The sequence below is a fragment of the Streptomyces sp. DH37 genome (assembly GCF_029813835.1).
Lineage (GTDB): Bacteria > Actinomycetota > Actinomycetes > Streptomycetales > Streptomycetaceae > Streptomyces.
In genome coordinates this window covers 47,609-61,591 of record NZ_JARVKV010000035.1, presented here as the reverse complement: position 1 = coordinate 61,591, position 13,983 = coordinate 47,609, and the positions used below count along the sequence as shown (strand labels likewise).

Sequence of the window (13,983 nt, the reverse complement as noted above, 5' to 3'; positions counted from 1 at the left end):
GAACCACCGTGTCCCGGTCCGGTGGAGTCCCCGGGGGACGTCCCCCGGGGACTCCACCGGACCGGCGGCGCCCGGGGAGGTGACGGGCCCTCGCCGACGCGAGGAGAGCGATGAATCCCACGGGCGCGACCGGTGGGCCGGCCGGGACACGGCCGGGAGGGCGAACAGGGAGCGGTCCCGCCCCGACGGCTTCGCCCGCACCGTCGCGGTGTCCGATTCAGTGATCGTCATCAAAGCTGGGGGAACGATGATCCGCATCCTTGGCCCTGTCTGTGTCGAAACCGGAAAAGGGGTCCACGCCCCGCGGTCGACCATGGTCAGAGGGGTGCTGACGGCACTGGCCATCCATGCGGGCAAGGAGCTGTCCCGCGACGAGCTTCTCCGGCTGCTGTGGGACGAGCCCCCCGCCTCCGCCGAGGCGAACCTGCGGGGCTACCTCAGCGCGCTCCGCAAGGACTTAGGCTCCGCGGCGGACCTGGCCGTCCGGCGCGGCGGCGGTGGGCGCGGCGTGGCCAGCTACCTGCTGGCGACCGCCCCGGCGACGGTCGACCAGGCGGATTTCGTCAGCCTCGCGGCGGCCGGCAGGCGCCGGCTCGCGGCGGGGGACCCGGTGGAGAGCTGCCGCCTGCTCACCTCCGCCCTCGAACTGTGGCGCGGGCCCGCCGGGATCGACGCGGCCAGCTCCGGCCGGCTGCGGGCCCGCCTCGACGCCCTGGACGAGATGAGGCTCAACGCCGTGGAGGACCAGGCGGAGGCCTGCGTGCTCCTGGGCTCCTACGCGGAGGCCGCCATGCGGGCGCGCTCCGTCATCGCCGACCATCCGCTGCGCGAACGGTCCTGGGGAATTCTGATAGCCGCCCTTTACGGCGAAGCGGACTTCTCGTCTTGTTTGAGCGTTTACGGGAAAGCGCAGCGGCTCTTCCGCGAGGAGTTGGGGATTTCCCCGTCGCCCGACCTGCTGGCGGTCCACTCGGCCGCGATGACGTACGACAGCGCGCAGGTCTGGAGGAACCTCCGGTCCATGCGCGAAAGATTCCACGAGACCGCCCTCGTCTGACGGGGGCGCACTCGGCCTCCCGCCGCGTGAACCCGCCGGGGCCGAGGGGCCCCGGCTTCCGGGTCCCGCCCGGCCCACCGGGCGTCCGGTCCGGAATTTCCTCCGATCCGCCCTGACGGGGAGTCTGTGCACCCGAATCCCCCTGGCGCGTCTCGTCCCTTTCTTTCCGGAGGCCGCGCCAGGGGCGTCGGCGTGCCCGAAAACAGGGGCACCATGATCGTTCCCATGTGCAGTGAGTATGCGCCCACGATGCGCACGCCGATTACAGTTCTCGGTGGCGGGGGTAATGATTCGTCAAATCGCGGACCCAACGGAAAATCCTCCCGCCGCGCATCTCGCCGACAGGTGGGTGCTGAAAGCGCAATTCGTGGACGCATGTCATCCGGATCGAGGCCCTTGCGGCCGTGGAGGCGAGAACGTATGACGGATACGCTTGTGCAAAGCACCAAGCTGATGGACGGCGGGGCGGCCGACCCCCTCCTGGCCACGGAGATCACCTCACCGGCGGACGAGCTCAAGGGCTGGGTCGTGGTGGACTCGCTGGCCGACGGCATGGCCATGGGCGGCACCCGGATGACGGAGAGCGTCACCGAGGCCGAGGTCAAGGGGCTCGCCCGCGCGATGACCACCAAGCTGTCCCTGGCGGGGCTGCCCATCGGCGGCGCGAAGGCGGGCATACGCGCCGTTCCCGACCGGAGGGACGGGGTGCTGCGCGCGTTCGGGCGGTCCGTCGCCCCACTGCTGCACGGCGGGGTGTACCTGGGGTGCGACCTGGGAACGACCCACGCCGACCGTGACCTGTTCTTCACCGAGGCGGGATACGACGTCCTGCGCGACACCAGGATCCCGCGGCTCCCCACGGACTGGGCCACGTTCTGGAAGCCCCTGGTCGACATCACGGGGTTCGGCGTGTCCGTCGGAACGCTGGCCGCCGTCGACAGCCGGGCCGACGGCGCCTCGTGCCGGGTCGCCATCCAGGGCTTCGGCACGGTGGGCCGCGCCGTGGCCAAGAGCCTGGAGAGCCACGGGCACCGGGTGGTCGCGGTCGCCGACATCCTCGGCACCGTCCACGCGCCGCAGGGGCTTCCGGTCGCCGACCTGCTGGCCGTCACCGACTCCGCCGGCACCATCGACCGGCGCAGGCTGCCCGACTCGGTGAGCGTCCACGACGAGCCGGAGGCGTGGCTGGACGTCGACGCGGACGTGCTGGTGCTGGCGGCCTCCGGGGACGCGGTCCGGGCCGACAACGTGGAGCGGGTGCGGGCCGGGATCGTCGTCGAGGGCGGCAACCTGTGCTGTACCCCCGAGGCCAAGGCGGTGATGGCCGCCCGCGGCATCGCGCTGGTCCCGGACGTGGTCGCCAACGTCGGAGGGGCCGGCGTCACCGGATGCGTGCTCACCGGGACCGTGCCCTTCGACCTGCCGCTGAAGCAGATGGTCAACTGGCTGTTCGACTGGGTCGAGGACCGGGTGCGCCGCAACAGCCGGGAAGTCCTGGAGGTCGCGGCCGGCGGGTCCGATGACCCCGTGGCGGACCTGCTCGCTCACCGCGGGAAGGCGGGCTGGTAGAGGCATGGGAGAGACGGTGCCCCCCACGGGGCCGTCCCCGGCGGGTCCGGCCGCGTGGGCCGACCTCGACGTCCGCATCGCGCACAGCAAGATGGCGCCCCGCCTGGTACCCGTGATCGAGGGGGAGCCCGGAATCCGGTTACGGGTCTCGGAGCACGTCGACGCCGACGACGCCGACGTGCTGATCGGCTTCCAGTTCCCGCCCGGGAGCCTGGAGAAGCTGGAGCGGCTGCGCTGGCTCCACCTGACGGGAACGGGCGTCGACCACCTGCGGGCCGCCGGCCTCCGCCCCGGCGTCCTGGTCACCAACTCCGCGGCCGTGCCGGTGACGGCCGTCGCCGAGTACGCGCTCTCCGGGCTGCTGCTCCTGCTGAAGGACCTGCCGGAGGTGGTGGCCCGCCAGGACGCCGCCTGGTACCGGTCGGGCGCGCTGCTGCTCTCCGGGAGCACGGTCGCGGTGGTGGGCGCGGGGAAGATCGGCCGTGCCGTCCTGCGGCGGCTGACCGCGCTCGGCGCCCGCACGGTCGCCGTGACGCGCACGGGGGAGGTCCCCGTGGAGGAGGCCGAGCGCACCGTGCCGGCGAGCGGGCTGGCCCGCGAGGCGTCCGGCCTCGACCACCTGGTCGCCTGCCTGCCCGCCACCCCGCGGACCCGCGGGCTGATCGGGGCGGAGGTCCTGGCGGCGCTGCCCCCGCACGCCACCGTGGTCAACGTGGGGCGGGCCGAGACGGTCGACAACGAGGCCCTGCACGCCAGCCTCAGGGAGGGGAGGCTGCGCGGCGCCTTCGTGGACGTCCACGAACGCGAACCGCTCCCCGCGGACGATCCCGTGTGGCTGGTCCCGCGCCTGATCGTCTCACCGCACCGGGCGTTCGCCTTTCCCGGCGAACCAGCCGAGGTGGCCAGGACCTTCCTCGCCAACCTGCACGACCTGAAGTCAGGCCTGACGCCCCGTGACCTCGTTCCGTGGCCAGCAGAAGGGAACCCCACATGACGATCGCGGCCGGACCGGCGACAGCCTCCGTGATCCCGGGAACAAGCGGGCCGGCGCCCTTCTCGGAGGCCCTGCACCGCTTCGCCGCCGCCCTGCGGTACGAGGCGCACCTGAGGCCGGAGGACATCGACCCCGTGTGGCGCTCGATGCTGCGCTCGCAGGAAGTGCTCGCGGACACCACCGAACTGCTCAGGGCCCGCCCCGACATCGCGGGACTCGACCTGGGACGACCGGTGTTCGTCATCGGCTTCCTGCGCACCGGCAGCACGCTGCTGCACAACCTGCTCGGCCGCCACGAGTCCCTGCACAGCCCCCTGCTGTGGGAACTCAGCCACCACACCGAGGCCGTCCGGTGGCCGGACCGGCACCCGGAACTGCGCGCCCGGGCCCAGGCCTACGTCGACGACTACTACCGCAAGGCCCCCGACCTGCCCAGCATCCACTTCATCGACGCGAACAGGCCCGACGAGTGCCACCGGCTGCTCGCCAACACCTTTCACAGCATGGTGCTGGAGATGCGCTACCGGGTGCCGTCGTACGGCGACTGGCTCCACCGGCAGGACCTGGCGGAACCGTACCGCTGGCACCGCGGGCAGCTCCAGGTGCTCATGAGCCTGCACCGCGACGCGGACGGCCTGCAGCGGGTCCCCGTGCTGAAGTGCCCCTTCCACACCTGGTTCCTGGACAGCCTGGTCCAGGCGTATCCGGAGGCGCGCTTCATCCACCTGCACCGCGACCCGGTCGAGGTGGTGGGGTCCACGGCCAGCCTGTGCCGGACGCTGCGCGGGGCGCGCAGCGACCACCGGGACCTGACCGAGATCGGCGCCCAGTGGTTCACCAGGATCACCGGCCTGTCGCGCCGGCTCGCCGACGACCGCGACGACCTGATAGGCGGGCGGCCCGTCCTGGACCTGCCCTACCGGCAACTGGTGGCCGACCCCCAGGAGGCGATGCGGCGGATCTGCGCGTTCCTGGAGATCCCGTTCTCCACCGCGTTCCAGGCCGCGGTCTCCGACCACCTCGCGGCGGCGCCGGCCAACGCCCACGGCAAGCACACCTACGACCTCAGGGACTTCGGGGTGTCCGCCGAGGCGGTCTCGCGTGCCACCGAGTCCTACCAGAAGCGTTTCGGAGTCTGATCGAGGGGCCGGCCCGTACGGGCCGGCCGCCGAGCCACCACAGTGAGGAGTCGAGTGTGTCCCAGTCGCAAGAGGCCGTGCGCGCCGCGGAGCTGGTCGAACGGCACAACCGCACGGCCCGGCAGGAGGCCCTGCCCGTCGGCGTCCTGACGCCCCTCAGCCCTCCGGGAGACCCGGTGGCCGGTGAACTGTGCGTGCGCGGCGCCGTGCTGGGCGCCCGCTACGCCCAGGAGAGGGGACTGGGGCCGGGCGTGCGCCTGTTCCTGGCCAACGACCAGGTGGGCGCCGACATGGAGCACATGTCCCGCACCGCGGTGGGCGGCCTCGCCAAGCTGGCCTTCCTCGACCGGGTCAGCGCGGTCGTGGGGCAGTGGCACCTGCGAACCGCGCCCGTCGTCGCCGACGTGGCGAACGACCTCGGGATACCCACGTTCATCGAGAACGGCCACAACACCGTCAACATCGGGCGGCGGCACATCTTCCGCACCTACTTCTCCATCGCCGACCGCGCGCCGCTGATGGCGTCGTTCGTGCGGGAACACGGCTGGAAGCGCATCGCCCTGGTCGCGGCCGACACCGTCTTCGGGCAGATGCTCGCCGACACCCTGGAGGAGGCGCTGCGCGAGGCGGTCTCCGGCGTCGAGGTGCTCCGCATCGACTTCGAGCAGGACGGGGTGGCCGACCTGGACCCGCAGCTCAAGACCGTCGCGGAGTTCGGCCCCGACCTGCTGCTCAACGCGGGGGTGGTGCGGACGAACTACATGGTCATCGCCTCGGCCGTGGCCGCGGGCGTACTGCCCGGCGTGCCGATGATGGTGTGCTTCCCGTTCCCCATGCGCTCGCAGGACTACTGGAGGCTGTCCGGCGAGGCGGGCGCGGGGGTGGTCTGGCCGGCCACGCGCTTCAGCCCCGACTGGCCGGAGCTGAGCCCCGTCGGCCGGTGGTTCGTGGACGAGTACGAGAAGGAGTTCGGCGGCGCCCCGCCGGACAACTCCCTCAACGCCTTCACCGACGTGGTCATCCTCGCGCAGGCGGCCGCCGAGGGCGGCACCGGACGCGAGGGCCTGCAGCGTGCCCTGGAGGCCGGGACGTTCGACACCTGGCGGGGCCCCGTCTCCTTCGACTGGTCCGACTCCACCGGTCACCACGACACCCCGGAGATCGTCCTGATGCACTACCGCGAGGTCGGCGACAGCGCGCAGGACGCCGTGGTGGTCTGGCCGCGGGAGTCGGCGACGGGCGCCTACCGCATGCCCACCCCGCGGCGGCCCGAGTGACCGCCACCACCGCCGCCACCGCCGCCGTCCCCGAGCGGCAGGTCCACGGCTCCCACGGCAGCGTCGCCCACTCCGTGCTGCGCTTCCTGCGGGACGTGCTGGGGTGCGACCGGCTGTTCACCGTTCCGGGGGAGGCGTTCCTGCCGCTCCTCGACGCGGCCGGTGACGACGGCCTCCCCGTCGTCACCGCCCGGCACGAGGGAGGCGCCGCCTTCGCCGCGCTCGCCGACGCACGGCTCACCGGCCGGCCGGCCGTGGTGGCGGTCAACCGCTCACCGGGCGCGACCAACGCGAGCATCGCCCTCGACGCGGCCAGGGCCGACCCCACGCCCCTGCTCCTCGTCGTGGGCGGCGCGGACAGGGGCACGGACCCCTTCCTGGGCTTCCAGGGGACCGACATAGGCGCTCTGCTGGGCGGCCTGGCGCCGGTGGTCGCGCCGGAGAGCCCCGACGACCTGCCCGCGGCCCTGGAACGCGTCCGCGGGGCGCTCGGCTCGGCGGTCCCCGGCCCCGCCGTCCTGGTGATCCCCGAGGACCTGTGGGACCTGCCCGTCCCCGCCCCCCCGGAGTCCGCGGGACCCTCCCCCGACGGCGGCGGGCCGCCGCCCGGGGAGGAGGAGCGGACCGCCGGGGCCGCCGCGCGGGTCCGCGCGGTCCTGTCCGCCGCGCGGCGTCCGGTGGTCCTGGCCGGACGCCTGCTGCGCACGGACGGCGGCACGTCCCCCGGAGCGCTCCTCGACCGGTTCGCCCGCGGCGCCGGCGTGCCCGTGCTCCTGGGCAACAAGCAGCAGGACCTGCTCGACAACGGCCACCCCCACTTCGGCGGCCACCTGCACCTCGGGACGCCCTCGGCCACCCGCGCGCGGCTGGCCGAGGCCGACGCCGTGGTCCTCCTCGGCGACCTGCCCGACGAGGTCCACCTCTCCGGCTGGTACGACGGCGGCGCGCACCTGGTCACGGTGCATCCCGATCCGCGGGGGCCCGGCGAGCGGCTGGCCGCCGACCCGCTCGCCGTCCTGGCGGACCTGGCCGCGAGCCCCCCGCCGGACGGCACGGGGGAGAGCGCCGGGGACGGGGAGGCCCGCGACTGGCTCACCGGCTGGCGCTCCCTGGAGACCCGGCTCAGCGAGGCCGGGCCCCGGCCGCGGCCGGACGGCGTGGACTTCGCCGAGATCGCCGCGGCCCTGGACGGCAGGCTGCCCGACGACGCGATCCTCACCCTCGACGCCGGGAACTTCAGCAGCTGGATCCACCGCCACGTCCGGATCCGCGGACGGCAGCGGCTCCTGGCCCTGGCCGGCGGCTCGATGGGCTTCGGGGTGCCGGCCGCGGTGGCCGCGGCCCTGCGGTTCCCCGACCGGGTGGCCGTCGCGATCGTGGGCGACGGCGGCCTGCTGATGACCGGGAACGAACTGGCCGTGGCCCGTGCCGCCGGCCGGTACCCGGTGATCATCGTGGCGGACAACGGCGGTTACGGCACCATCCGGGCGCACGCCGCCCGCCGGGGCGCCGGAACCGACTGCGGCACGGGCCTGGACAACCCGGACCTGGTGCAATGGGCCCGGTCCTTCGGACTGCCCGCCGAACGGGTGACCGAGCCGTATCATGCCGCCCCGGCGGTGCGCCGGGCCCTGGACAGTCCCGGCGGCTACCTCCTGCACGTGCGTGCCAGCGCCCAGGCCGTGCACGCCAACTTCGACCTGCCGTCCGCTCACTAGGAGACACGTCTTGACCACACGCCCACCTCTCGTGAGGGAAGCCACCGGGGAGGGAGCCGCCGGACACGCCGACGCCCTGCGCCTCCTCGTCGGGGAACGCCATGTCCTCGTGGGACCCGACCTCCCCGGGCGCTACACCCAGGACCTGTGGGGCAGCGACCGGACCGGTGTGGCCGGCATCGTCGTGCGGCCGGGCAGCGCCGAGGAGACCGCGATGGTGCTGCGCTACTGCCACGCCCACGGGCAGCCGGTGGTGGTGCAGGGCGGCATGACGGGGCTGGTGTCCGGCGGGGTGCCCGCGGCCGACGAGGTCGTGCTGTCCACCGAGCGCCTCACCGCCCTCGGGAAGGTGGACACCGTGGCGGGCACGGTCACCGCCGGGGCCGGGGTGACCCTCGCGGACCTCCAGGCACACGTCTCCGCGCACGGTCTGATGGTCCCCATCGACCTCGCCTCCAAGGAGTCGGCCACGATCGGGGGCTGCGTGGCGACCAACGCCGGCGGGGTCAACGTCGTCGGCTACGGCATGACGCGGCAGCACGTGCGCTCGCTGCAGGTCGTGCTCTCCGACGGCACGCTGCTCGACCTCTCCACCGACCTGGTCAAGGACAACGCGGGGTACGACCTCAAGCAGCTCTTCATCGGCAGCGAGGGCACCCTGGGAGTGGTCACCGCCGCCACCATCGCCCTGCGTCCGGCGCCGAGGAGCCGCACGGGGGCGTTCTGCGCGGTGGCCGACGTCCAGGGCGCCCTGCGGCTGCTGAACACCCTGCGCGACCGGATGCCCGGGTCCCTGACCTCGTTCGAGGTCATCTGGGCCGACGCCTACGCCGTCCTCGACGGGACCGGCGTACGGCTGCCGCTGCCCCAGGGGCACCCCCTGTACATCCTCGCCGAATGCGAGACCAGCCGGCCGGACGACGACGAGGTGTTCGTCTCGTGCCTGGAGGAGCTGTCCGACACGCTGGTCGACACCGCCGTCTCCACCTCGCCGGCCGACCTCAGCGCGTTCTGGCGGGCACGCGAGCGCATCCCGAGCGAAGTGCTGCGCATGCAGCCGCTGTTCGGCTTCGACGTGAGCGTCCCCGCGGGCTCGCTGACCGCGTGCCTGGAGGGGATGCGGACCCAGCTGCGGGCCCAGTGGCCGGAGGTCCGGCTCCTGGTCTTCGGCCACCTCGGCGACGACAACGTGCACATCGCGGTCGCCACGGGCGAGAAGACCCGTGAGCGCAAGCCCGACGTCGAGCACATCGTCTACCAGGCGGTCTCCTCGTACGGGGGCTCCATCTCGGCGGAGCACGGCATCGGCTTCGAGAAGCGCGAGTACCTGGGCTACACCCGCTCCCCGGGCGAGGTCGAACTGATGCGGACGCTGAAGACCGCGCTCGACCCCGGCGGGATCCTCAACCGCGGGCGGGTCCTGCCGTGGACGGCGGACCAGGGCGAGGGAGAGACCCGGTGACCGACGCGGTCCACGACACCGCTCCCCGCGGACTGACGCGCTGGCAGGCGATCCCCCTGGCCATCGGGTCGATCGCCGGCTCCGGCATCCTGTTCCTGCCGTCGGCGGTCTACGCGCGCGCGGGCCACAACAGCCTGCTGGTGTGGGCCCTGTCGATCCTGCTGTGCCTGCCGATGCTCCTGATGTTCGACGACATGGTGCGCACCAACCCCGACGGCCGCGGCATCGAGGCCTTCATCCGGCTGGGCCTGGGCGACGTGTTCGCCCGCTGCGTGCCCGTGATGTTCATCGCCCTGGTCATCGTCGGCCTGCCGTCCGGCGCGTTCGTCGCCGGGCGCTACGTCGCCCAGACCTTCGGCATGGAGCGCGTCACCACCGTCACCATCGCCGTGGCGGTCCTGGTCGCGGCGCTCCTGATCAACCTCGCCGGAGTACGCGCGAGCACCCGGGTCCAGACGGCGGCCACCTGGGGCCTGGTGCTGGTCGCCACCGTGCTCCTGCTGTCCGCCGTCCCCTCCGCGCGGGACGGCCTGCACACGGTGGCGCCGACCACCGAGGGCCTGGACGTCGTGCTGCCCGGCGTGCTCCTCGCCTTCTGGGCCTTCGCGGGCTTCGAGAACCTGACGTTCCTCGCCCGGGAGTTCCGCAACCCCGAACGCGACTTCCTGCCGGTCAGCTCCATCGCCCTCACCGTCTACGGCGTGTTCACCATCCTGCTCACCGTGGCCATCGCCGTGACCGTCTCCCGCGACGACGTCGACCAGGTGGTCGGACTGCTCCAGCTCGTCGAGGCGGTCGGCTACGGCGAGGTCATGATGTGGGCGGTCACCTTCATCGCGTGCTGCGCCATGCTGCTCAACGCGATCGCCTGGGTCTGGGGGGTCTCCCAGCTCACGTACGACGCGGCCGACAACGGCATGCTGCCCGCCGCGCTCGTCACGTCCAACGGCGAGAAGTCCCGGGGGCGTTCGCTGGCGCTCCTGGCCGTGCTGTTCTCGGCGACCACCGTGCTGCTGGGCTTCAGGCCGTCCCTGGTCGTCGACACCACGGCCACCGCGAGCGCGATCTTCATGCTCCTGTACGTCCTCAGCATCGTCTCGTACCTGCGGGTGCGCGGTCTGACGGTCCGCTCGGGGCTCAACCTGGTGCTGTTCGTCGTGATCGCGATCAGCCTCGTCGAGTCCCTGCAGCACGCCCTGTACGGGGTGGTGGTCCTGCTCGTGGCCCTCGGCGCCCAAGCGTTCCGGCGCCGCGGGGGGAAGACCGGGAACCCCGCGGAACCGGACGCGCCGGCCGCCGGCCACCCGACACACGAAACCGTCGAAGGAGGTGACCGGTAGTGGGAACCGCTGCCTCGGCCGCCGGTGCGGCCGTCACGGAGTCCGTCTTCGTCCGCATCCCCGCCCTGGCGGCCCGCCACGGGGCCGTCAACCTGGCACAGGGGGTGTTCGACCACGGACCGGAGGAGGCGCTGCTGTCAGCGCTCGCCGGGGTCGGAGGGGGGCCGGAGCACCAGTACGCGCCGAGCCCCGGCCACCCCGCGTTACGCGCCGCGCTGGCGCGCCACATCCACCGCCACGACGGCGTCACGGTGGATCCGGACGGCGAGGTCACCGTCACGGTCGGAGCCACCGAGGCCCTGCACTGCGCCATCACCGCGCTGGTGCGGTCCGGCGACGAGGTGATCCTCGTCGAACCGGCCTACGAGCAGTACGCCCCGGCCGTCCGCTCCGCCGGAGGCACCACGCGCGCCCTGCGGCTGTCCTCGGCCGGCGAGCGCGTCACCGCCGAGGCGCTCGAGGCCCTGGTGACGCCCGCCACCCGGGCGATCGTGGTCAACAGCCCCTGGAACCCCCTGGGCCGCGGCCTGGACCCCGACGAGTGGCGGGCGGTGGCCGACCTGGCCGCGCGCCACGGCGTCGTCGTCGTCTCCGACGAGACGTACGAGCACCTGAACCTGGACGGCGCGCCGCACCACGGTGTCCTGGAGGCGGTGCACGACCCGGAACTGCGGGTGAAGGTGTCCTCCGTGTCCAAGACCTTCGCCGCCACCGGCTGGCGGATCGGGTGGGCGGTGGCCGGTCCGGAACTGACCCGGCGGATCCGCGCGGTGCACCAGTTCCTCACCTTCTGCCCGTCCACCCCGATGCAGTTGGCGACGGCCACGGTGCTCGACGCGCCGGACACCCCCGCGATGCTGGAGCGCCGGGCCCGTGAACTCGGCGAGCGGGTGGGCGGCTTCGCCGCGGAACTGTGCGACGTGGGCCTGTCGGCCACCGCGCCGGACTGCGGCTTCTTCGTCCTCGCCGACGTGGGCGAGGACGCGGAGCGGTGGTGCGACCGGATGATCGTCGACGCCGGTGTCGCCGCGCTGCCCATGTCCGTCTTCTACTCCGAACCCGTGGCCGAGATGGTCTCCGTGGTCCGCTTCGCGGCCTGCAAGCGTCCCGAGACGCTCGCCGAGGCGATCCGCCGGCTCCGGTCCTTCCCGGCCTGAGAGGGGAATCATGTACGTGGACGTGGCCACATCCGTGGTGGTCGTCACCGGGGGCTTCGGCTCGCTCGGCGACGCGATAGCGCGCCGGGCCGAGCGTGACGGCGCGACGGTGGTCCGTACCGGGCGGAAGCCCGGTCACCGGGGCCTGGCGCACGACGTGCGGGAGGCCGGTTCCTGGACGGCGGTCCTCGACGAGGTGATCGAACGGCACGGCCGGGTCGACGCGCTGGTCAACGCGGCGGGACAGCTCGGGGGAGTGCCGCAGGACGTGCTCTCCGCCTCGGTCCGGCAGTGGCACGACCTGATGGACACCCATGTCGTCGGCACCTGGCTGGGGTGCGCCGAGCTCATCCGCCGCCGGCCGGACCACCCCGTCTCGATCGTCAACGTCTCCTCCACGGCGGGGCTGCTGGCCACGCCCGCGATGGTGCCCTACGGCGCGGCCAAGGCGGCCGTGGTGCACCTGACCAAGTCCGTGGCGCTGTACTGCGCCCGTTCCGGCCTGCCCGTGCGGTGCAACGCGATCGCTCCCGCGCTGGTGGACGGCGGGGTGCGCGACGACGTGCTCTCGACGGTGAACGACGACCCGGAGCAGGCGCTGGCGGCCTACCTCTCCCGGGTCCCGCTCGGGCGGCTGGTCGACCCCGAGGAGGTGGCCGACGTGGCCCACCAGCTCATCACCGCCGGAGGCGCCTCCCTGACCGGTCAGGTCCTGACAGTGGCGGGCGGGCTGGGGCTGTCCTGAGGAACGGCACCCGGCGGGAACGCCCGCCCGCCCCTTCGCCCGGCTCCGTACGACAAGGCACTCCTGGAGGAGTTCAGCACCGTGGACTACGTGGACGACATCTGTGAACTGATAGGCGAGACGCCCCTGGTCAGGATCGGCCGGCTGGCGGAGGGGCTGGCACCGCTGGTCCTGACGAAGGTCGAGTACCTCAACCCCGGCGGGAGCTCGAAGGACCGGATCGCCCAGAGCATGATCGACGCCGCGGAGAGGTCCGGACTGCTGCGGCCGGGCGGGACCATCGTGGAGCCCACGTCCGGCAACACCGGTGTGGGACTCGCCCTGGTGGCACGGCGCCGCGGGTACCGGTGCGTGTTCGTCTGCCCGGACAAGGTCAGCGAGAGCAAGCGGGACACCCTCAAGGCCTACGGCGCCGAGGTGGTCGTGTGCCCCACCTCCGTCCCGCCGGACCACCCCGAGTCCTACTACAGCGTCTCCGACCGGCTGGCCCGGGAGATCCCGGGGGCGTGGAAACCCGACCAGTACAGCAACCCGGAGAATCCGGCCAGCCACTACCGGACCACCGGACCCGAGATCTGGCGGCAGACGGAGGGGCGCGTCACCCACTTCGTCGCCGGCATCGGCACCGGCGGGACGATCAGCGGTGTCGGCCGCTACCTGAAGGAAGTCTCCGGCGGCCGGGTCCGGATCATCGGCGCCGACCCCGAGGGGTCGGTCTACTCGGGCGGGACCGGGCGGCCCTACCTGGTCGAGGGCGTCGGCGAGGACATGTGGCCCCAGACCTTCGACAAGGACGTGTGCGACGAGGTGGTCAGGGTCACCGACGCGGACTCCTTCGACATCACCCGCCGCCTGGCCCGCGAGGAGGGCCTCCTGGTCGGCGGCTCCTGCGGGCTCGCCGTGGCCGCGGCGCTGGAGGTGGCGCGCACCTGCGGGCCCGACGACGTCATGGTGGTCCTGCTCCCGGACGGCGGGCGCGGCTACCTGACCAAGGTCTTCAACGACGCGTGGATGGCCGCCCACGGCTTCCTGGCGCCGGGCGAGGAGTTGTTCGGGGTGCGGGACCTGCTGCGCACCAAGGCGGGCCCCTCCCCCCGGATCGTGCACGTGCACCCGCACCAGACCGTGGCGCAGGCCGCCGCGGTCCTGCGCGAGCACGGGGTCTCCCAGATGCCGGTGGTCAACGCCGAGCCGCCGGTGACGGCCGGCGAGGTGGTCGGGTCGGTCAACGAGCGCGACCTCCTGGAGGCGCTGGTCACGGGGGCGGCGCAGCCGGGGGACACGGTGAGCGCGCACATGTCGCCGCCGCTGCCGGCGATCGGCGCCGGCGTGGCGGTCGGCGACGCGATGGCCGCCTTCGGGACCTCCGACGGCCTGCTGGTCTTCGAGGACGGCAAGGCGGTCGGCGTCGTCACGCGTCAGGACATCCTGGGGCACGTGTGCGGCGACGGGGCCGCGGCCGTCCCGGGCGGCGAGAGGGGGGACGGGGCGAGTGGGGCGGCCGTCTTATGAACCGTTCGCCGGC

At 73.2% G+C, this 13,983-nt stretch carries 11 protein-coding genes; all 11 read left to right on the top strand.

Annotated elements, in window-relative coordinates; translation table 11 throughout:
• Positions 1 to 325 precede the first annotated feature (325 nt).
• The 11 genes from QC029_RS18455 (at position 326) to QC029_RS18405 (ending at position 13,970) form a co-directional block, all read left to right on the top strand.
• Positions 326 to 1,057, top strand: a complete 732-nt coding sequence (locus tag QC029_RS18455) for a BTAD domain-containing putative transcriptional regulator (RefSeq protein WP_279556799.1) — start codon at positions 326 to 328, stop codon at positions 1,055 to 1,057.
• 420 nt (positions 1,058 to 1,477) lie between these two features.
• The gene (locus QC029_RS18450) at positions 1,478 to 2,626 is read left to right on the top strand and encodes a Glu/Leu/Phe/Val dehydrogenase dimerization domain-containing protein (protein ID WP_279556798.1); all 1,149 of its coding nucleotides are present in this window, start codon (positions 1,478 to 1,480) and stop codon (positions 2,624 to 2,626) included.
• A gap of 16 nt (positions 2,627 to 2,642) precedes the next feature.
• Positions 2,643 to 3,620 (top strand): NAD(P)-dependent oxidoreductase, encoded by a 978-nt coding sequence (locus tag QC029_RS18445; protein ID WP_279556797.1) that lies wholly within the window; start codon positions 2,643 to 2,645, stop codon positions 3,618 to 3,620.
• Complete coding sequence (locus QC029_RS18440; protein WP_279556796.1) at positions 3,617 to 4,759, top strand: sulfotransferase; 1,143 nt, start codon at positions 3,617 to 3,619, stop codon at positions 4,757 to 4,759. The genes QC029_RS18445 and QC029_RS18440 overlap by 4 nt, the downstream gene beginning before the upstream one ends.
• A gap of 56 nt (positions 4,760 to 4,815) precedes the next feature.
• Complete coding sequence (locus tag QC029_RS18435) at positions 4,816 to 6,036, top strand: ABC transporter substrate-binding protein (RefSeq protein ID WP_279556795.1); 1,221 nt, start codon at positions 4,816 to 4,818, stop codon at positions 6,034 to 6,036.
• On the top strand, positions 6,033 to 7,754 hold the full coding sequence (locus QC029_RS18430; RefSeq protein ID WP_279556794.1) for a thiamine pyrophosphate-dependent enzyme: 1,722 nt from the start codon (positions 6,033 to 6,035) through the stop codon (positions 7,752 to 7,754). Before QC029_RS18435 ends, QC029_RS18430 begins: the two co-directional genes overlap by 4 nt.
• A 31-nt stretch (positions 7,755 to 7,785) precedes the next feature.
• Positions 7,786 to 9,216 (top strand): FAD-binding oxidoreductase, encoded by a 1,431-nt coding sequence (locus QC029_RS18425; protein ID WP_279556793.1) that lies wholly within the window; start codon positions 7,786 to 7,788, stop codon positions 9,214 to 9,216.
• Positions 9,213 to 10,556 (top strand): APC family permease, encoded by a 1,344-nt coding sequence (locus QC029_RS18420; protein WP_279556792.1) that lies wholly within the window; start codon positions 9,213 to 9,215, stop codon positions 10,554 to 10,556. The genes QC029_RS18425 and QC029_RS18420 overlap by 4 nt, the downstream gene beginning before the upstream one ends.
• Positions 10,556 to 11,713: an aminotransferase class I/II-fold pyridoxal phosphate-dependent enzyme gene (locus QC029_RS18415; RefSeq protein WP_279556791.1), complete on the top strand. Its 1,158-nt coding sequence runs from the start codon at positions 10,556 to 10,558 to the stop codon at positions 11,711 to 11,713. The genes QC029_RS18420 and QC029_RS18415 overlap by 1 nt, the downstream gene beginning before the upstream one ends.
• 16 nt (positions 11,714 to 11,729) lie before the next feature.
• Positions 11,730 to 12,458: an SDR family NAD(P)-dependent oxidoreductase gene (locus QC029_RS18410; RefSeq protein WP_279556790.1), complete on the top strand. Its 729-nt coding sequence runs from the start codon at positions 11,730 to 11,732 to the stop codon at positions 12,456 to 12,458.
• 81 nt (positions 12,459 to 12,539) lie between these two features.
• Positions 12,540 to 13,970 (top strand): cystathionine beta-synthase, encoded by a 1,431-nt coding sequence (locus QC029_RS18405; protein ID WP_279556789.1) that lies wholly within the window; start codon positions 12,540 to 12,542, stop codon positions 13,968 to 13,970.
• Positions 13,971 to 13,983 lie beyond the last annotated feature (13 nt).

Excerpts from the sequence above, each read along its gene's own strand:
- QC029_RS18450 (WP_279556798.1), top strand. The coding sequence starts at position 1,478 with ATGACGGATACGCTTGTGCAAAGCACCAAGCTGATGGACGGCGGGGCG.
- QC029_RS18440 (WP_279556796.1), top strand. The coding sequence starts at position 3,617 with ATGACGATCGCGGCCGGACCGGCGACAGCCTCCGTGATCCCGGGAACA.